Raw genomic sequence first — 20488 nt, 5'->3', positions numbered from 1 at the left:
GTATAGCTAAATTGATCCGTCAATAATACGATATCGAGTAGGGTTCAGCAATATTCATTCCGCTTGCTGGCTCAGTTTTTGAGTAGTGAATTCGTAAATTAAAGACCGTTATGCCCCGAATACCATTTCTGAATCAACGCAAACCAAAGCCTTTTAGCTTGGGCCATCGCATTTACGATGAGCGCAAGGATCGCTTGCAGCGGATGATGGCAGCTAAAGGCCAGGAAGGGGTTACCGATGAAAACAAGGATGATTATTTGAGAAATGTTCGAGATAAAATGGAAAGATCTCGTCATAACTCTAAGCAAAATAAGGGGAGTACCATGCGTATCCTCGTTATCTTCGCACTTCTCATGCTTATCGCTTATATTTTCCTTTCGCAGTAACCCATTCGATGTCCGATATAATCTCCCTACTTCCCGATCATGTTGCTAATCAGATTGCTGCTGGTGAAGTAGTTCAAAGACCGTCATCCGTAGTAAAAGAGCTTCTTGAAAACTCAGTAGATTCTGGAGCTACGGAGATACACCTCATCATTCAAGATGCAGGCAAAACCCTTATTCAAGTTGTCGACAATGGCAAGGGAATGTCCTATGCTGATGCCCGAATGGCCTTTGAACGACACGCCACCAGTAAGATCAAACTGGCTGACGATCTATTTGATCTCCACACCATGGGCTTCCGCGGTGAAGCCTTGGCTTCCATTGCTGCCGTTGCTCAAGTGGAACTCAAAACGCGTCCTCACGATGAAGATCTCGGCACCGAGTTGCGCATTGAAGGAAGTAAAGTCATCCATCAAAAAGTTTGTCAATGCGGCGGTGGAACGAGCTTAGCCGTGAGCAACTTGTTCTTCAATATTCCAGCACGCCGGCAATTCTTGAAATCAGACAACGTAGAGAACCGTCACATCATTGACGCCTTTGAGCACGTTGCCCTGGCCAATCCAGAAATCGCATTCAAATTCACCCAAAACAATGTGGAGATTTTCCACTTGCCAGAGGGAAATTATAGGCAGAGAATCACTTCTGTTTTTGGAAAGAAATTCAACGAACGATTGGTTCCTGTTGAAGAAATCACCGATGTTGTGGCCCTGAGTGGTTTTGTACTCAAGCCGCAATATGCACGCAAAACTCGGGGGGAACAGTTCTTTTTTGTGAATGATAGATTCATCAAGAACTCCTACCTCCACCACGCTGTTAATCACGCTTTTGAACATCTGATCAAAGGCGATGAACACCCATCGTACTTCCTCTATCTTCGTATAGATCCCAAGCGAATTGACGTCAATATTCACCCGACAAAAACGGAGATCAAGTTTGATGACGAGAAGGCGATTTATGCGATTATTCGTTCGGCTGTAAAACATGCATTGGGACAATTCAACATTGCCCCAACTCTTGATTTCAATCAAAATGTAGGAGATATTCCCATCCCCGATCCAACGCGAGCGGTGATCCCTCCTACCATTCAGGTAGATCCTAACTTCAACCCATTCAACACCGAGACTCCTAAAACTCCAGCTCAGTCAAGTGGGGCTTCCTCTTCCTTCAAATCATCTTCTTTTGGCAAAACTCCTACGGACAATTGGCAAGAGTTGTACAAGGGAAGTGAAAGCACAGAGTCAGGCAACATTCAAATAAGTTCAGGTTGGGAAGATGATACGATTGAAAAAAACGCAACTCATTTCCAGCTCGACAATCGATATGTGATTACGAAGGTGAAAAGTGCTTTGATCGCCATTCATCAGCAAAGAGCGCACAGACGAATCAATTACGAGCGATTTTTACAAGTGTTGAATGGTCATCACGCCCCATCTCAACAACTCCTATTCCCCATTTCTATTCACATGAATGGCGGAGAAATGGAAGCACTCAAGAGCGTGAATGACACCCTTCATAGAATGGGTTTTGAATTGGAATTCCCCAGTGCTCAACAAGTGTTGGTACAGGGAATCCCCATGCACATCAGTGATGGTGAAACTCAAATTGTGCTCGACCAATTGGTGGAAGACGTGAAATCGGATGCCGATGTGTTCCGAAACGATCCATCACATGCCATGGCAAAAAGCTTGAGTAGCCATATTGGAATTAAAAATGGGCAAGTGCTTAACCGCGAAGAGATGCAACATCTCATTGATGAACTTTTTGCGTGTGAGATGCCTTATACCGACATATTCGGTCGTCCGATCATTGTACAAATTGGTTTGGACGAACTTGATAAAAAATTTAGATAATGCAAATAGGACCCGCTAGATATCAGGTACTTCCACCTGTCATCAAGAACTTGATCATCATTAACATCTTGTTCTTCTTTGCCACCTTTACGGTGAATAACACCTTTGGGGTAGACTTGAGTGAATACCTCGCTCTTTTCTTTCCCATGTCGGATAATTTCTATCCTTACCAGTTCGTAACGTCGATGTTCATGCATGCGAACATCTCTCACATCTTCTTCAACCTGTTCACGCTGTGGATGTTTGGATCGCCGATGGAGAACCGATGGGGTAGTAAAAAGTTCCTCATCTACTACATGATTACCGGAATTGGCGCTGGCATTCTGTATGAATTGGTCAATGTGATTGAATACTATCAATACATGGGAGAGGCCGTTAATCAGGCTGACGTCAACTACTTGAACAGTGTTTTCAACGAGTTGAGAGTGGTAGGTGCATCTGGAGCTGTTTACGGTGTCTTACTCGCTATGGGAATGACTTATCCGAACAACACGGTGTACCTCTACTTTGCCATTCCTGTTAAAATCAAGTATTTCGTACTTGTATTGGGTATTCTTGAATTCTACAACGGCTTTAACAATCCAGGTAGTTCTGTTGCACACTTTGCTCACCTAGGAGGGATGCTCTTCGGATTTTTATTGATTCGATATTGGAATAAACGGAGATACTAAATCATGTCCAATTTATACAATAACATCAAGCAAAGCTTCCTAGTAGCCAATTGGCTAAACCGATTGATTTATATCAATTTAGGGGTGTTTGTGTTGCTCATCATTTTGAGTGCAATCAGTTTCATTACTGGATTTGACATTGATGCTTTTATCAGTCTACAACTCTCCCTTCCTTCGAGCTTATACGAGTTAATGTGGCGTCCGTGGACGATTCTTACGTACATGTTCACCCATTTTGGATTCCTTCACATCTTGTTCAACATGATTGTGCTGTTCTTCTCTGGAAGGATTTTTATGGATTTCTTGGGCGACAAGCGCGTACTCCCCGTGTACATTCTAGGGGGGATTGCAGGAGCCGCCGTCTACATTTTGATGTACAATATCTCTCCTAATCTCGAACCAGGAGGTATGATGATTGGAGCATCCGCAGGTGTAATGGCTATCATGATTGCAGCGGCAACTAAGGTTCCCAACCTCCCTGTACGATTGATGCTATTGCCTTTTGAGTTCAAATTTTGGTGGATTGCTGTTGCCTACGTACTGTTAGATATATCCGGCATTTCAAGCTCAAATACGGGTGGTCACCTTGCTCACTTAGGAGGAGCCATGGTGGGATATCTTTATGTTCAAGCCTTAGACAGAAACGTCGATTGGTCGAATTCTTTCTGGGATTTCATCAGGAGAATCAGCGAACTTTTCAAGCGTAAACCAAAATTGAAAACGGTTCACAAGAGTAGATCGAGATATTCGAAGACGACACAGACAAAAGCGTCAACGACCTATCAAACTTCAGATCAAGCTAGAATGGACGAGATCTTGGATAAGATTAAAAAGAACGGCTACGACAAGCTTTCCAAAGAGGAAAAAGACTTCCTCTTTCAATTCTCCAAGAAGTGAAATCGCTAAAAATTGGCCGTCGTCTCCTACTCGTTCTTCAATCGCCCATCGCGATTGGACTTCTCATTTCTGCCTATGCCTATAGGATTAATCCAGAATCGGCACACTGGGCAGGTGTAGCTGGCTTGTCCTATCCCGTTTTTCTCATTGCCCAGTTGATCTTTACGGTCTATTGGTTGATGAAGTCGGGCAAGGTTGCTCTAGGAAGTGCTATCATTCTTATTATTGGACTTTGGCCTCATTGGAACACCGTCTTTAAATTTTCATCTTCCAGTTTACCAGAAGATGCAAAGTCTATCACAGTTCTCTCGGCGAATGTCAGAGCGTGGTCTCCATACAATAGCTTACCAGCTAGAGATGGAATAGAAACACTCGTTTCAGCCCTCAATGCGCAAGAAGCCGACATAGTTTGTCTTCAAGAATTCCGTGAGTTACGCGGCAAAGACCAACTTGAATTTCCTCATCAAGTTCAGTTCTCCAATGGCCTCAATCGCGGTTTGGGATATGTCATTTTTTCAAAATTCCCAATTGTAAACTCAGGTCAGGTTGAGTTCAGCAAACAGCGAGGCACGTATCGAACTTTCATGTGGAGCGACTTACAAATCGACTCACAGGTGGTTCGAGTGATTAATGTTCACTTGGTAAACACGGGACTAACACCAGAAGATTATCAATCCCTAGGGGGAGAATCGAAAACGGAGTTGGATTCCAAGAAACTTGAAACAGAAGGAAAGGCCATCTATAGAACCTTGGCTGAATCGTACTCCATCCGTGGAAATCAAGCGGATGAATTAAAGGCCTTTATTGAAAATTCTCCATATCCCGTGATTCTCTGCGGCGACTTTAACGACACTCCTTCCTCCTATGCTTATCATCAAGTTGCGGAGAATTTGAATGATGCATTCGCAGAATCTGGAGCGGGAACGGGTGACACCTACAACAAGATGAAGCTATTTTCACTCCGCATTGATTACATCTTTGCTCATCCATCCTTCAAAGTGGGAAATTTCAAAACACTCCCTGTAGATGTGAGTGATCACAAACCGGTCGTGTGTAAAATTCAATTATCGAACTGACTTGAACACCCGCTTAAGGTCTAGCAAATTCAAGGCATTGGGTGTCAACCCCTCCACACTGCGAGGGACAAACCTCACCACTTCATCGTAGAACAGTGGAACCACTGGAGATTCTGCCACCAAAATGCTATCCATTTTTTGGTAATACTCTATTCGCTCGCCATCCTCTGTAGAGGCTCTTACCAAGGCATAGAGACGATCGTATTCAGCATTAGAAAAGAACGTATAATTGGGTCCGTTTGGCGTGAAATTCTCTGAATAAAAGAGGGAGAGATAGTTCTCAGCATCTGGATAATCGGCAATCCAAGATGCCCGGAAAAACGCCAAAGTCCCTTCTGCTTTTCCCTCACGTAGTGTTGGTGCGGGAAGTACTTCTACCTCAACAGGAATTCCCATTTTGTTCCAGCTCGATTGAAGATACTCGCATAAATCTAAATAATTGGACGTGGTGTTTAAGGTAACCGACGGAATTGCTCCATTGTGGCGACTGCGAACCATCTCCAGAAGTACTTTTGCCGAGTCGGGTTGAAAGGAATAGCCTCCTGTTCTTGCAGGATGATATCCCTTTAGTCCCGATGGAATCATCCCGCCATCGGCAGGATGGCCAATTCCATTGCGCAGATAGCGCATCATTTTTACGCGGTCTACACTAAGGTTGAGGGCTCTTCGAAATTCCACATCAGAAATGACTTGTTCTTCTCCCCAGCTCTGATTGATTGCCAAGTACTCGGTATTGAGATAAGGCAACTTTTGAAGTTGAAAGCGTCCCTCGTATTCCTCTTTAAGTACTCCATCACTGGTCAGCAATTCATCTTTGTAACTGGCATCCAAACCTGAAAGCAAATCGATATCCCCTTTGAGAAACTCCAAGAAGGCCGCCTGCCGATCGGTGATAAAATCAATAGCAACCGCTTCTAAGTATGGTAAACGAACACCCTCTTCAAACTCAAAATAAAGCGGGTTCTTGCGGAAGACCAACTTTTCATCGGTGGACCACCATTGAAAAGAAAATGGCCCTGTACCAATGGGTTCCCTTCCAAACTGATCGCCCAAGTCTTCCACTATTTCACGAGGCACTACCGAGCAATACTTCATCGTCAGCATCCCTAAAAAAGGACTAAATGGCTCTTTCAGGTGAATCACCAAGGTGTCTTGATGAGTGGCAGATATGGATGAAACGCCTTGAAGCACCCATGCACCGGGCGAAGCCGTTTTCGGATCAGTAAGTCGATAAAAACTGTATTCAAAATCACTCGCCACCACCCTACGTGTGCTGTCCTCTCCAAAAAGGAAATGAGAATGGAAAAACACATCATCGCGCAATGCGAAAGTGTACGTTCTGCCGCTATCTGAGATCGTCCAACTCTGCGCGATACAGGGTATAACTTCAAGATCATCATTCATCTGTACCAATCCGTTAAACAATTGGTTACAGGCCCAAATGCTAGACTGTTCCCGCGCAAAAGCAGGGTCTAAAGTGGAGATACCGGTGGATTCGTTGTAGCGAAAAACCGTTTCCTCTGGCACTTCTGGAACCGTAGAGCACGAAAAAATCAACATAAATAGACATACAGCAGACCGCTGAATCCATGCAGTTTTGATCATAGGCCAAATGTAAGATTCTATCAAATGATATTTGTCTGATAGAGTGAGACAATAGCCCTTTGGTTCAGGATAGGGCTTTGTTGTACCTTTGCCGCCACTATGGACATGAACGGTAAATCAGTTGCATTTCACACACTTGGCTGCAAGTTGAACTTTGCAGAAACAAGCACCATCGCGCGTGATTTTGTGGATAAAGGCTTCGCTAAAGTTGAATTTGAGCAAGCGGCAGATGTATATGTGATCAACACGTGCTCTGTTACGCAAAATGCCGACAAAGAATGCAAGAGCATTGTGAACCGTGCCATGCGCCAGAATCCAGATGCTTTTGTGGTGATTGTTGGATGCTATGCCCAACTTCAACCCGAGGAAATTGCAGCGATTGATGGAGTTGATCTCGTACTAGGTGCCACTGAGAAATTCAAGGTTACTGATTATTTGAATGACCTGACCAAGTCGGATCACGGCGAAGTTCACTCCTGTGAAATCGACGAAGCGAATTCCTTCATCGGATCGTATTCCATTGGTGAAAGAACACGAGCCTTTTTGAAAGTTCAAGATGGTTGTGATTACAAGTGTACCTATTGTACCATTCCTCGCGCTCGTGGGATTAGTAGAAGCGACACCTTGGAGAATGTGGTTTCAAATGCGGCTGAAATTGCCGCGCAAGACATCAAGGAGATTGTTCTTACTGGAGTTAATATTGGCGACTATGGAAAAGGTGAGTTTGGCAACAAACGCCATGAGCACACTTTTCTTGAATTGGTGAGAGAACTCGACAAAGTTGAGGGAATTGATCGATTGCGAATATCTTCTATCGAGCCCAACTTACTCAAGGACGAAACAATTGATTTTGTTTCCAAGAGCTCTCGTTTTGTGCCTCATTTCCACATCCCTCTTCAAAGTGGAAGCGACGATATGCTAAAGCGCATGAAGAGAAGATACTTGAGCAATCTATACGTAGATCGAGTAACCAAAATCAAAGAGGTCATGCCTCATGCCTGTATTGGTGTGGATGTGATCGTAGGTTTCCCGGGAGAGACGGACGACCACTTCATGGAAACGTATCGTTTCTTACAAGAACTTCCCATCTCTTATTTACACGTATTCACCTACAGTGAGCGTCCAAACACCGAAGCTTGGGACATGGACGGAGTGGTTCCAAAAGACATCCGCAAGAAGCGCAATAAGATGCTTCGCGTGCTTTCCGCTAAGAAGCGAAGAGCCTTTTATGAGGACCAAATGAACACTGTTCGCCGCGTTTTATTTGAAGGTGAAAACAAGGAGGGCTGGATTCACGGTTTTACCGAGAACTACGTCAAAGTGAAAACCCATTGGGATCCCGCTCTGGTCAACTCTGTTGCTGAAGTAAAACTGACCAGCATCGATGATGACGGCCTTGTGCGTTTTGAACCCGTGGGAATTGAAGCGTAATTCGGGGAAACCTCATTCCCTATCCATCCATACCAACCACCTAAACTCTGTTCATGAAACTCGAAGCGATCTGTAAAGAAACGGTGCACCTTGCACGAGAAGTAGGTGCATATATGCGCAGAGAGCAAAGTGTGGTTACCGCTGCGGATGTAGAAACAAAGAGCTTGAATAGCTTAGTTTCCCATGTGGACAAAGAAGCGGAAAGACGCCTGGTTCTCGGTTTGAAAAACATCTACCCTGATGCTGGATTCATTGCTGAAGAAGGAACAGGTGAACCCAATAAAAATGGAGCCAACTGGATTGTTGACCCTTTGGATGGCACGACGAACTTTCTTCACGGACTTCCTGAATACGCCGTAAGCATCGCGCTGCACGACGGCGAGAAGGTTATTATGGGCGTGGTTTATGAAGTAGGACAGAATGAGTGTTACTACGCATGGAAAGGCGGAGGGGCTTTCTGTAACGACCGTCCAATTCGCGTCAGTACCAACCCTCACCTATCGGATTCCCTGCTTGCTACGGGCTTTCCGTATTACGACTTCCACAAGATGGAAGCCTACCTCAACCTACTTCGTGAGTGTTTCCAGAAAACAAGAGGCGTTCGACGTTGGGGTTCTGCGGCCGTTGACCTTGCCTATGTAGCTTGTGGAAGATTCGATGGGTTCTTCGAATACAGTCTCAATCCTTGGGATGTAGCTGCTGGAGCGCATATCGTGGAAGAAGCGGGTGGAAAGGTTCGCGCATTTACACCAACCAACGACCCCATTTTTGGCAGAGAGATCATTGCCTATTCTAGCGCAATTGAAGAAGAGCTCGTCCAGCTAGTGACCTCTCACCTCTAATCCATCCGTTAACGGCTTTACAGAGCCTCTGAGTAGAGTCTTCCCTGCACTTTCCCTATACTGGTACTCCCATCATTCTGACACAAGGGTTGGGAGCAATTCCAGCACCTTAACATTGCCTACTGGGAAAAGACGATTTACACCTCAACGGCCTCTACTAATCAATAAAAAAAGATCCCCTCGCCTTTCGACGAGGGGATCTCATATTCTAGTAAATGCTAATCAACCTATTTCAGAACGATACGTTCAATTTGAGATGCATTCTCTCCGTTGAATCGGAGAAGGTAAACACCCTTAGGTAGATTAGAAAGATCGAGTTGAACGCTGTTTCCAGCAGTACTGAACTCTACTCCTTCACGAGATAGAACTCTACCTTGAAGATCAGCCAATTCCAATGTTGCATTTCTACCTGTTACCTCATCAAACTGAACAGTGATCACACCGGTAGTTGGATTAGGGAATACGTCGAATGCATGGATGGTGTTCTCCTCAACTGAAATACCTTCAATCAACACAGTGAACGTAGTGTCATCTGTGCTACATGCTGTAATTGCAGTTGCCGTTACAGTGTAGGTATTGTTACTGGTGTACAAGTGAGTTGGTGTACTTCCGTATACAACGGCAGAACCGTCACCAAAGTCCCAAGACACGCTATCCGCAACTGTACCCGCATCAGAGAAGTCTACTGTTGCATCGGTTGCTGTGATCGCACCGATAGTGTGAGACGCGCTGATTGCAGGAACAACAGAATTCAAGGTACTGATGGTCAGTGGACCTGCCCAAGATGAAGTATCACCATTACCGCAGTTTGCACGTACGTAAACATCGTAAGATGAATTCGGCATCAAGTTATTGATAGTAGTGCTTGTGTTTGCAGTGGTTGAAGCAGTACCTGAGCCTGGAGTATATCCAGTAGCACCTACTTCTACTTGATAGTCAACAGCACCTGTAGTTGTCCAAGAAACTTGAACAGAGTTACAGTTCTGAGTACCCATCGTCAAAGCCGTTGGAACCGGACAAGGAACAACCTCTGTAATGTTCAAAGTGAACGCACCCTGACCAGTACTGAAGGCTTCAACAACTACATAAAGTGTATCTGAAATCGCACTTGGTGAAGTAGTCAAAGTCACCTCAGATTGCAACCCACAGGCGTCGTCATTGAAGCCGAGTGTATTGAATTGATCGTCTTGTACATACAAGTACGTATCGAAGGTTGAACCACAAAGTGATACGGTTACTCCAGTAGCCACTGCAGTTGGAACATAAGCGAACACAACCTCTTGAGAAGATCTCAATGAAACTTGATTAGTGTAACAGAACGCAGTATTGCCACTGTAGGTGTACGGGAAGCTAGTCGCAGGGATAGCCGACGCGTAGTCGTCACCTGGAATCACTGCCGGACAATCTGTGGCAAAGCAGAATGGTCCAGACCACGCAGAGGTATCACCTACTGAACAGATTTCACGAACGTAGTAGCAGTACTCAGTTGCAGCTGTCAATGAAGTCAATTCAAGACTATCTGCAGTTGAAGTCATTGCTGTACCTGTTCCGAACTGGAAGTTACCTGCACCATATTCGATTTGGTAGTTACCTGGAACGTTGTTACCTGTCCAAGTTAGCCAAGCTGTAGTTGTAGTCACATCACCGGTACCCAAGTTAGATGGAGCCGGACAAGTAGGAAGCGTACAGAAGTTGAAAGGTCCAACCCAGATGCTGTTTCCTGCCAAACAAGAATCCTGTACGTAGAAATCGTAACAAGTATTCTGAGTCAATGAAGCTAGGTTTACAGTGTCGTTAGTCACGTAAGTTACTGTACCCATACCTGTTTGTGGAGTGAATCCAGCAGGGCCATATTCAACATTCCACTGAGTACCTGTAGAAGTCCAGTAAATATCAGCATCATATGTACCAATATTAGTTGCTCCAAGTGATGCAGGAATAGGACAAGTCAATTCTTCAGCGAAGATATCATCCACACCAAATCCTTCACGGATAACAGATCCGTCAGAAGAGAATACGTGGCGAATCTGAACGTAAGATTGACCTGCAGAACCTGGAATTACATTCGTTCTGTAGTTCCAGTTAGCATCTGTTCCGTCCCACCATTGGTTACCAAGGTCATTGTACCATGCGGTAGCTGTACCGTTGTCTACCAATCTCATCCAGTTTGTTCCATCAAAAGAGTATTCAACATACCCTTCATCACAACACGCCTCTGTTTCATAGATCATTGTGAATGAATAGCTCAAATCATTTGTGAATGAGCTACAGTCGAAGATCACTGAACGGATATATGAATTCTCACTGTTGTTATAAGAGCCATCTAGGTTAGTAACCCAAGAGTTAGAACCTTGTCCCGCAATAGAGATGAATGTTCCCGCAGGTACACCCCATTCCCAAGAAGAGTTTGCGCCACCGGCGATCCAACCACCATTGTCAGTTTCAAAACCTTCAGAGTAAGGGAAAGTGGAAATCACTTCTTGGTTGGTAGTGAACTCAAATGGTCCAACCCAAACACCAATGTTTCCAGCACTACAGCTATCTTGAATGTAGTATTGATATGTGGTACCTGGTGTAAGAGAAGTCAGAGCAATGGTATCGTTTGCATTGGCAATGAAAGTACCTTGACCTTGAATAAATCCTTTAACTCCGTATTCAACATTAGAACCAGAAGCTGTAGAGTTATAGATGATATCTGCAGAAGTACTGGTGATGTTTGTAACTGTGTCGTTCGAAGGAACTGAACAAGTCAACACATCAATATTGAAGAAGTCAATTGCAACACCTTCATTCTGAGTAAAGGTATTTGAAGAGAACATGAAACGGAATTGAACGAAGCTCATTCCATCCAAGCTATCGAGGATGATACGCGATGTTTTCCAAGCAGAATCAACGTTATTCCACCACTGTGATGAAGTATTGTTGTACCAGTTTACACCGCTACCATTGTCAATTACCTTGTGCCAGTTTGTACCGTCTGTAGACAATTCCAACCATGCACCATCTCCTGAAGTTGCGAGATCATGCTGAATATTGAATTCAACAACGATATCTTGAGTTTCTGCAGAAAGGTCGAATCCTGGAGTGCGAATCCAAGAAGATTCACCTGGATTGTGATCACCGTCTAGGTTAGTAACCCAAGCTTTCTTACCCTTGATGGTTTCGTAAATTACAGTACCACCTGGTAGACCCCATTCCCAAGTTCCGTTGGTACCACCTGAAACCCAGCCACCAGCAGTTGCTTCGAAATTCTCTACGTATGGAAGTGTAGAAAGTGTGTCTTGTGCTGAATAGAACGTAATCGGTCCTCTCCATGGGCCAAGAGCAGCTGGACCACAGCTATCTCTAACATACGCATCATAAGCTGTACCAGGTAATAGACCCGTCATGATGGTTGGAGAAGATGTGTTGTGTGCAAATGAACCTGTACCTTGAACGAAACCAGTTTCACCCCATTCTACAATGCTAGGGTTTGAACTAGATGAAGTCCAAGAGATATCTGCTGAATTCTTACCAATATTAGAAATAGCAAGGCTATCAGGATAAGAACAAAGAAGTTCATTGATTTCGAAGTTGTCGATTGCAACACCTTCGCGAATCACACTACCGTCTGAACTAAATGCGAAACGGAACTGAACCGCACTTTGACCCGCTACAGAAGAAATCAAGATAGATCTCATTTGCCAGCCTGTGCTCGCTCCATCCCACCAATCATTTGATGTATCGTTGTACCAATTCTGCTCTGAACCATTGGCTGTTACTTTGTTCCATGTAACACCGCCATCTAGAGAAACCTCTACCCATGTTTCATCACAGCAGGCTTCAGTTTCGTATTGCATGGCGAACTTCAACTCCACTCCCATCATAACACTTGACATGTCAAAAACTGGAGAAGTCAAATACGACATTTCACTGTTGTTATAAGAACCCGCCAAGTTGGTAACCCATGCATTTGTTCCTGCGTATGCAGCATTGATTACAGTACCTGTTGGAGCTCCAAATTGCCATGAAGGGTTCGTTCCATAAGTAATAAAACCACCATTACCACCTTCGAAACCTTCAAAGTAAGGAAGAGATGTAACTGTCATTTGGTGTGTTCTGAAAGAGAACGGGCCTACCCAAACACTAGCGTTACCAACACCACAGCTATCTTGAACATAGAACTCATATTGAGTAGCCATAGTAAGACCAGAGATGGAAACGGTATCATTTGCATCATATACAAATGTTCCGGTATTGATCGCAAATCCAGCAGGACCCCAAACGAGGTTTGAGTTTGATGCAACTGTTGAATACACCAAATCTGCGCTAGTCATAGAAATATTGGTGGCAGTCAAGTTGCTAGGGTAAGAACACGGTGCTTCAGTAACCTGGAAGTCATCAATGGCAAAACCTTCGCGAACTACACTACCGTCAGAACTGAATACAAAACGGAACTGCACAGAGCTTTGACCCGCCAACGAGTCAATAGAAGCCGTAGCTGTCAACCAACCATTGTTGGTTCCATCCCACCAGTTATTTCCAAGGTCGTTGTACCAGTTGGTAGTAAGTGCATTTGGCATCACTTTGTGCCAAGTTGTGCCATCTACCGAAAGTTCAAAGTAGCCCTCATCACAACATCCTTCAGTTTCATACAAAATTGCGAAGCTGATTTGAACGGCGTTGGTGAAAGAGGTAAAATCAAAAATTGGAGTAGTTAGAGTTGAATTTTCCGAGTTGTTGTAAGAACCCGAAAGATTCGTAACCCAACAGCTGTCACCGCTATTAGCGGCTGCAATCACAGTCCCTGCTGGACCTCCCCATTGCCAAGAAGAGCTAACCCCTCCTGCCACAAAACCACCATCTCCACTTTCAAAATCTTGTAAGTAAGGGAAGGTAGTAATAGGATTTACAACACTTTTCTTTGCATTAAATGCTGGAAGTGCTGATGAAATGTGATACCCGCTCATTGGTGCGTTGCCTGAAGAGTAAATCACGTTCCCATTATCATCCAAAAGCTCAAAACTCACTTCTGATTGATACGATCCTGCATCAATATAATTCATCAATACTGCTGAAGGGTCTTCTGCAGTAATTTGTACGTCTAACTGATACCCGTCTTCGAGAGTATAAGTTGTAGAGAGTCCATCAACCTTTAGTTCGATGGAGTTGGAGTTCCAACCATCACCGTACGAGTCTAATAAGCTCAAGGTATAATTACCTGCTTGCACTCCGGGCGACAGTAAAACCGACAACATGAAGGTAGCTGTTCCAAGCCACCTCCGAAGAGTAGATTTCTTCATAGAGTTTTTTGTGTTAGGTCTACACAGCCATTCTTCAATGTATGTACAGACTTTTAAGATAAGTGTGAAATTTAAAACATTCAGGTTCATACGAATACAACACGCACTTTCTGAACTGCCCGAAAATAGTTGATGGAAACGAAGAAAAATAGTTTTCAACTGGATAACATTGAGTTTTATTCTTAACTCTATACATATTGTAAAGTTAAAATCTCAATTACTCATTGAACCACACCGTAAACTCAAAATGGTGTTTTGCACCTTACCTTTGCGTCATGGAATTGAAGTCAGTTTATCTCCAAAAAGGACGAGAAAGAGCGATGGAGCGACGCCACCCTTGGATTTTCAGTGGCGGCATTAAAAAGGAAGACCCTGTAAATGAAGGGGATATAGTTACCGTACGCGATTCTACAGGTGCATTCTTAGCTATCGGTCACTACCAAAACCCAAATGCATCCATCCGAATCAAGATCTTATCATTTGAAGATGTACTTCTAGAATACGCTTGGTGGGAAAATCGCCTACGTGAGGCATGGGACATGCGTCATTCTATCCCAGGAATGGTGAATCCTGAAACCAATGCCTTCCGATGGGTCTTTGGTGAAGGTGATGGAATCCCTGGACTCATCATCGATTGGTACAATGGTCATGTGGTAATTCAATGCCATACACTAGGTATTTACAATGCCTTGGATTCTATTCAACGTGCTATTACTTCTATTGCAGGTGAAAGACTTCAAACGATCTACGACAAGAGTGGCGATACTTTACACCACGATGCCATAGAAAGTGCTTTTCTCTTTGGAGATACACAAGAGACCACCATTCTCGAAAACGGCAATTCCTTTACGGTAAATTGGGTAGAAGGACAGAAAACCGGTTTCTTCTTAGATCAACGCGACAATCGAAAACTCGTTGGTGAAATGTCCAAGAACAAGAAAGTGTTGAATGCCTTTGCGTATTCCGGAGGATTTTCAGTGTACGCACTTAACAACGGGGCTCGTGAAGTTCACTCTGTAGATCTTTCTAAAAAGGCCTGTGAACTTGCTGATCAAAATGCAGCGCTGAATTCCAACGCCACTGCTCACCGCTCTTTTGCATCCGACGTGCAAGAGTTCTTGAAAACCATGGACAACGACTACGATGTCGTTATTCTCGATCCACCTGCCTTTGCGAAGAGAAAGAAAGCTGTGCACAAAGCGGTTCAAGCCTATAAACGACTTAACGCAACTGCTATTCAACACATGAAACCGGGGACGTTGCTCTTCACCTTCTCGTGCAGCCAAAATGTATCCACTCAAATGTTTACGGACACAATTCGCGCTGCGGCCATTGAAACCGGAAGGCCCATTCAAATTCTGAAAGAACTTCGTCAACCTGCAGATCATCCAGAAAACATTTTCTTTCCAGAAGGACATTATTTGAAGGGATTGATGCTGAGAGTGATGTAGGGGCGAGCCATGTAAAATATCCCAGAATGAGGATGGGCTCTTTAATGTGGTAAACCTATAGCTTTTCGTACCTTCGCGCTTTCAAATTAAAGTCAGCAGACATGAACGCCGCATTGCACGCGATTTCTCCGGTAGATGGACGTTATGCACGCCACAGTGCTCCCCTTTCAAAGTACTTTTCTGAGTTCGCTCTCATTCAATATAGAGTGCGTGTTGAAGTAGAATACTTTATCGCTCTAGTGGAGCTTCCAATTCCTCAATTGGCAGATTTTCCAAAAGATCAATACAACGCGCTTCGTGATCTTTATCTCGACTTTGATGAAACCTCTGCTCTGAGAGTGAAAGAAATTGAGAAGACCACCAATCACGATGTGAAAGCGGTGGAATACTTGATTAAGGAGCACATGGAGAAATTGGGCTTAACGAAGTGGAGTGAGTTTATCCACTTTGGACTAACTTCTCAAGACATCAACAACACCTCCATCCCACTTACCATTCACGAAGCGGTTCAAGAAGTGTACTTGCCTCTATTGGGTGAAGTCATCGTTTCTCTTCAAGAATTGGCGAATGAGTGGGAGGAGATTCCAATGTTGGCCAGAACTCATGGACAGCCTGCATCCCCTACTCGCTTGGGCAAGGAAATCATGGTATTCGTTGAACGTCTGGACCAACAGCTACGTCAAATTCGCCACATCCCTATGTCGGCTAAATTTGGTGGTGCTACAGGAAATTTCAACGCTCACAATGTGGCCTATCCAGATAGAGATTGGCACGCATTCGGCAATCACTTTGTGAACGAAATATTGGGATTGGAACGCTCAAATCCCACGACTCAAATTGAGCACTACGACAACATGGCTGCTCTTTTTGATTGTATGAAACGTATCAATACGATATTGATTGATTTAGACCGTGATGTATGGACCTACATCTCTATGGACTACTTCAAACAAAAAATTAAAGCGGGAGAAGTAGGGTCATCGGCTATGCCGCACAAGGTAAATCCTATCGACTTTGAGAACAGCGAGGGTAACCTGGGAATTGCCAATGCACTCTTTGAGCACCTTGCCGCTAAGTTGCCTATTTCACGTCTTCAACGCGACCTTACTGACAGTACGGTTTTGAGAAATGTGGGGGTTCCATTGGCGCACACCATCATTGCCTTCAACAACACCTTAAAAGGCCTTGGTAAGCTCATCGTTAACCGCGACGCGATTGCCGCTGATCTCGAAAAGAACTGGGCCGTTGTTGCAGAAGCGATTCAAACGATATTGAGAAGAGAAGGTTATCCAAAACCTTATGAGGCGCTGAAAGCCTTGACCCGAACCAATGAGGGTATCAATGCAAATTCTATTGCTGAATTTGTGAAGGGCTTGGATGTTACCCCTGAAGTTCGAGAAGAACTGACGGCGATCACACCGAGCAATTACACCGGTCAATAAGGTGGATAATAAGACCATGACAATAGATGGGGTTTCTGTTCCAGCCGGGACAGAAACCATCATTGAAGTTGAAATTGCTCGACTGCCTTCTGGTACGTTAATTCACATGCCAGTGCATGTTTTCCGTTCCGAAAACCCAGGTCCTGTGGTTTTACTTTCAGGAGGATTGCACGGTGATGAGATCAACGGAATTGAAATTGTTAGACAAATGGTTGCCGGTAAACTACTGCGCAACTTGAAGAAAGGAACCGTCATTGCACTTCCTATCATCAATGTTTATGGGTTCATCCACTTTTCAAGAGAAGTTCCCGACGGCAAAGATGTCAACCGAAGTTTCCCAGGATCTCCAGATGGATCACTAGCGGCCATTGTTGCCCATACCATCTCTCATAAGATCTTACCCATCATTGATTTCGGTATCGACTTTCACACTGGGGGAGCGAGTAGAACAAACTATCCTCAAATTCGATACAGTGAAAGCGATGAAGTTGGCAAGAAGATCGCTCAATCTTTCAAAGCGCCTTTCACGTTAACCAGTGGTATTATTCCTGGGTCACTAAGAGCTACAGCTCGCGACTTGGGTAAATCCATCATTGTATTTGAAGGAGGTGAATCTCTGCGTTTCGACGAAAAGGCCATTTCCAAAGCAGTGAAAGGCATCAAGCGCGTACTTTACGATTTGGGCATGACGGACAAGAAGATGAAAGACCCTGCTCGAATGATTCACTTCAATGAAGCTCAATGGGAACGAGCTGATGCAAGTGGCCTCTTCATCAGTTACAAGCAAAGTGGTCAAAAGGTGAAAAAAGGAGAGTTGATCGGTCGTATCAATAATCCCCACAACAGTTTCTCGGTGAAAGTAATCTCGCCTATTTCAGGCTACATCATTGGACACAACAATATTCCAATGGTCCACCGAGGAGATGCACTATTCCATATCGGAACCGTAGAAAAAATCCAACGGAGAGATTAATTTCTCCCCGTTGTATTCCATCTTATTATATTGTTGATGATGCATGAATCGAGTTGTCCACTTGGTGGCATCTGCTTTCTTCCATTACTTCCGGTTAAAGCATCAATCAATCCTCTGTTGTCAATTGCATTCTCCCAATCGGCCTTTGAGGTAAGTGTAAACCCTCCCGAAGGCGAACCTCCGGCATGGCAAGTTCCACCACAGTATTTGTCGGCAATGGCCACAATGTCCGTATTGTAATTCGGAACGGCCACATAATTGCATCCCGTTCTGCCGCAATCCGTTTCTTGAGCACCTTCCATAATCCATCTTTTGATAAGATCTTTTTGATCAGCGGTAAGTGCACTAGCTGGAGGTGGAGGCATCCTGTCATTAGGATCTGATTCATTAATGAGTTCCCACAAATCGCCCTCGTTCAACTCAAAAGGTTCAACTTCTTCTCGAATGGATGCGTATGATTCTACAGAGAAACCATCTTGAGCAGATCCCTGGCCATGACAACCCGACATTCCACAGTTTGCAGTTAGCAGAGGCTGAATCTCGTTTACGAAATCAACTCCTCCTTGCTCACAAACCGTTTCTGGGTCTGGTGGAAATGGATCGTGCACACAACTTGACAGCGCTACGATGCAAAGGGCGGTAAAGAAAACGAGCTTTTTCATGATTCAATCCCATTAAAAAGTTGGTGCTTCTGGTTGCTCAGGACGGCGCAATGTGAAAACACGAGAGATATTAAATCCAAAAAAGATATCTCCGTCAAACCAATTACCTGGGGTATTCATCATCCAATTCGGATCACTAATCGCCCTAGAGTTGGTCAGGTGTAGCTGAAATACGTGTCCACCGGTCTCAATATCAACTCCAATAGAGAAGGAATTGTTATAGGCCGTTTCTACTCCATTCACCAAGCGGGTGTTCTTCTGAGGCAATTGCAGCATATAATCTGCGGTAATTGCCACTCTATTCGTCAGCTTAAGACGACCACCCGCTCCTAAGCCAAAGAGCGTATTGGGCTGCTCACGGGTATCCCGCACATTAAAGTGCACAACGGTTGGTACCAACTCCATACTGAAAGATTCATTGAACTTCTTTCCGACAATTACCTGGTTCACATAGCTCACACGCTCGGAAAAGTAGTGATCGTAGTCATCATTAAATTTAGACGTGTTCACATTCACAGAGCCGTAGTACAAAAGCGAAATGGGCATGTTGCGTGCCCCTGACGATTGTCTAAGTAGCTTTGCTTTCACCCAACCATCATATACTTTGGTACCTGAAGATCTTCCCAAGCCAAAGTTGATGTAGTCATTGATGGAATAATCGAATGAAAGTCGGACGGAAGCGACATCCAATCCAAAGAAATTGTACAAAGGCTCATCGTTGATGGCGCCAAATCGGTGGAGGATGATAAATTGGCCCACACCTGCAGATGGCATCTCTGTACTTTGCAAGTTGATCACGCGTGATCCCTTGAAAGTGGCGGTGGTGTAAACCGTCGGTTCCTCTTCCTCTCCCAACATGTCGAACATATCGTCTTGCCCCAAGGAGCTAATAGAGAGGGCTGTCCCGAAAATGAAGAAAAGCGTGCGTTGCACGCTCTTCACAGTAATTAATCTTCTTAAACTCATCGTCCTGAAGCTTGGTATTTGGCCTTAACGGTTACCTTTATTTCCTTAGCAATGTTATCTCTCACTACAGAAGGGATTTCGATATCGTGGTCTTCTGGAGCAACCATAAATTCAGTTTCCAGTAACAACTCTTCCCCTTTAACGTGTAGCTGACCATTTACCGTGCGCTCCTTTTCAACACCGTGAATGGTGAGTTTTCCAGTAATGCTAACATTGTAGGCACCGTCTGTGTCAAAATCTACATCTGATAAGTTGGTAATGGTTCCCGCAAATTGAGCATTTGGAAACTTTTCAGACTCCACATAATTCTCATTGAAGTGCTCTTGCATCAGGGCCTTCTCAAAAGTGAAGCTTCTCATCAAAATGCGAAAAACCAATTGGCCATTCGATTTATCCAAAGCGGAAGTCGCTTGATTCGAAGAAGCCTCAATATCTTCCATAGGTGTAGAAGAATAGAACTGGATGTATCCTTCACGTGTCATGTAGCGTTGGCCGAAAGATTGAACGGTTGCCAATCCCAAAATAGCCAGTGTCAATAATGCCTTTTTCATGTTCAATAGGTGTGTTATTAGTTATTCGGTGTCCCTAGGTCTATCCAAACGCTAAATCCATCAATCTTGCATTGGTCTAGCGGAGATCCCCCTTGCGGCATGAGCAGTCCATCTCCTTCAGGCCTGCTTATTCTATCCAATATGCTTGCCGCTTTTGCAGCTACATTTGCATGAGTTGTTAAGTCCAATCCAGCTTGTGGAGAAACATCACCATGACAAGAAACACACTGTGCATCAATCCAAGGTTGGATATCTGCCGAGAAGCTGCTCAATGGAGTGTCACACGATTCATCGGGGAGGTATTGATACATGTCTTCGTAGTTATCATAATAACAACTGGTAGACAGTGCAAAGACCGAGAAAGATGAAAGTACTAGGACTTTCGACAGGTTCTTCATTAGATAGT

General features: G+C 44.3%; 16 protein-coding genes. 10 read left to right on the top strand and 6 right to left on the bottom strand.

The window, feature by feature from the left end:
* The first annotated feature begins 110 nt into the window (after window positions 1-110).
* From F8C82_RS02185 to F8C82_RS02165, 5 genes are read left to right on the top strand one after another with little or no spacing between them, the layout of a single operon-like run.
* The gene (locus tag F8C82_RS02185) at window positions 111-386 is read left to right on the top strand and encodes a hypothetical protein (RefSeq protein ID WP_151691793.1); all 276 of its coding nucleotides are present in this window, start codon (window positions 111-113) and stop codon (window positions 384-386) included.
* Window positions 387-394: 8 nt separating this feature from the next.
* A complete protein-coding gene (gene mutL / locus F8C82_RS02180; RefSeq protein ID WP_151691792.1) occupies window positions 395-2233 on the top strand; it encodes a DNA mismatch repair endonuclease MutL in 1839 nt (612 codons plus the stop codon).
* Complete coding sequence (locus F8C82_RS02175; protein WP_151691791.1) at window positions 2233-2904, top strand: rhomboid family intramembrane serine protease; 672 nt, start codon at window positions 2233-2235, stop codon at window positions 2902-2904. Before mutL ends, F8C82_RS02175 begins: the two co-directional genes overlap by 1 nt.
* A gap of 3 nt (window positions 2905-2907) precedes the next feature.
* The gene (locus F8C82_RS02170; protein WP_151691790.1) at window positions 2908-3801 is read left to right on the top strand and encodes a rhomboid family protein; all 894 of its coding nucleotides are present in this window, start codon (window positions 2908-2910) and stop codon (window positions 3799-3801) included.
* A complete protein-coding gene (locus tag F8C82_RS02165; RefSeq protein ID WP_151691789.1) occupies window positions 3798-4877 on the top strand; it encodes an endonuclease/exonuclease/phosphatase family protein in 1080 nt (359 codons plus the stop codon). Before F8C82_RS02170 ends, F8C82_RS02165 begins: the two co-directional genes overlap by 4 nt.
* Here F8C82_RS02165 and F8C82_RS02160 read toward each other — a convergent pair.
* Entirely contained in the window at window positions 4866-6482 is a 1617-nt protein-coding gene (locus F8C82_RS02160; RefSeq protein ID WP_151691788.1) for an ABC transporter substrate-binding protein, read from the bottom strand. The two genes, F8C82_RS02165 and F8C82_RS02160, sit on opposite strands and share 12 nt — an antisense overlap.
* Before the next feature lie 105 nt (window positions 6483-6587).
* Between F8C82_RS02160 and mtaB the strand changes: the two genes are divergently transcribed.
* Both mtaB and F8C82_RS02150 read left to right on the top strand, forming a co-directional pair.
* On the top strand, window positions 6588-7913 hold the full coding sequence (gene mtaB, locus F8C82_RS02155) for a tRNA (N(6)-L-threonylcarbamoyladenosine(37)-C(2))-methylthiotransferase MtaB (RefSeq protein WP_407675823.1): 1326 nt from the start codon (window positions 6588-6590) through the stop codon (window positions 7911-7913).
* 53 nt (window positions 7914-7966) lie between these two features.
* On the top strand, window positions 7967-8755 hold the full coding sequence (locus F8C82_RS02150; protein WP_151691786.1) for an inositol monophosphatase family protein: 789 nt from the start codon (window positions 7967-7969) through the stop codon (window positions 8753-8755).
* A 227-nt stretch (window positions 8756-8982) separates the two neighbouring features.
* Here F8C82_RS02150 and F8C82_RS02145 read toward each other — a convergent pair whose 3' ends face one another.
* Window positions 8983-14037, bottom strand: coding sequence for a fibronectin type III domain-containing protein (locus F8C82_RS02145; protein WP_170266121.1), 5055 nt, complete (start codon window positions 14035-14037; stop codon window positions 8983-8985).
* Window positions 14038-14312: 275 nt separating this feature from the next.
* Between F8C82_RS02145 and F8C82_RS02140 the strand changes: the two genes are divergently transcribed.
* From F8C82_RS02140 to F8C82_RS02130, 3 genes are all read left to right on the top strand, one after another.
* Window positions 14313-15488 carry a class I SAM-dependent rRNA methyltransferase gene (locus F8C82_RS02140; protein ID WP_151691784.1) on the top strand — a complete coding sequence of 392 codons (1176 nt, stop codon included), beginning with the start codon at window positions 14313-14315 and terminating at the stop codon, window positions 15486-15488.
* A gap of 101 nt (window positions 15489-15589) precedes the next feature.
* Window positions 15590-16930: an adenylosuccinate lyase gene (gene purB / locus F8C82_RS02135; protein ID WP_151691783.1), complete on the top strand. Its 1341-nt coding sequence runs from the start codon at window positions 15590-15592 to the stop codon at window positions 16928-16930.
* 16 nt (window positions 16931-16946) lie between these two features.
* Window positions 16947-17903, top strand: a complete 957-nt coding sequence (locus F8C82_RS02130) for a succinylglutamate desuccinylase/aspartoacylase family protein (RefSeq protein WP_151691782.1) — start codon at window positions 16947-16949, stop codon at window positions 17901-17903.
* Here F8C82_RS02130 and F8C82_RS02125 read toward each other — a convergent pair.
* Genes F8C82_RS02125 through F8C82_RS02110 form a run of 4 tightly spaced genes read right to left on the bottom strand, consistent with a single transcriptional unit; the run spans window position 17900 to window position 20480 of the window.
* Entirely contained in the window at window positions 17900-18565 is a 666-nt protein-coding gene (locus tag F8C82_RS02125) for a c-type cytochrome domain-containing protein (RefSeq protein ID WP_151691781.1), read from the bottom strand. The genes F8C82_RS02130 and F8C82_RS02125 overlap by 4 nt on opposite strands.
* A 12-nt stretch (window positions 18566-18577) precedes the next feature.
* Entirely contained in the window at window positions 18578-19531 is a 954-nt protein-coding gene (locus F8C82_RS02120) for a DUF5777 family beta-barrel protein (RefSeq protein WP_151691780.1), read from the bottom strand.
* Window positions 19528-20082 (bottom strand): YceI family protein, encoded by a 555-nt coding sequence (locus F8C82_RS02115; protein ID WP_151691779.1) that lies wholly within the window; start codon window positions 20080-20082, stop codon window positions 19528-19530. Before F8C82_RS02115 ends, F8C82_RS02120 begins: the two co-directional genes overlap by 4 nt.
* Before the next feature lie 17 nt (window positions 20083-20099).
* Window positions 20100-20480 (bottom strand): hypothetical protein, encoded by a 381-nt coding sequence (locus F8C82_RS02110; protein ID WP_151691778.1) that lies wholly within the window; start codon window positions 20478-20480, stop codon window positions 20100-20102.
* Window positions 20481-20488: the final 8 nt, after the last annotated feature.

It is taken from the genome of Phaeocystidibacter marisrubri, from assembly GCF_008933165.1.
GTDB classification, from domain to species: domain Bacteria; phylum Bacteroidota; class Bacteroidia; order Flavobacteriales; family Schleiferiaceae; genus Phaeocystidibacter; species Phaeocystidibacter marisrubri.
This window is presented reverse-complemented; position numbering and strand designations above follow the sequence as displayed.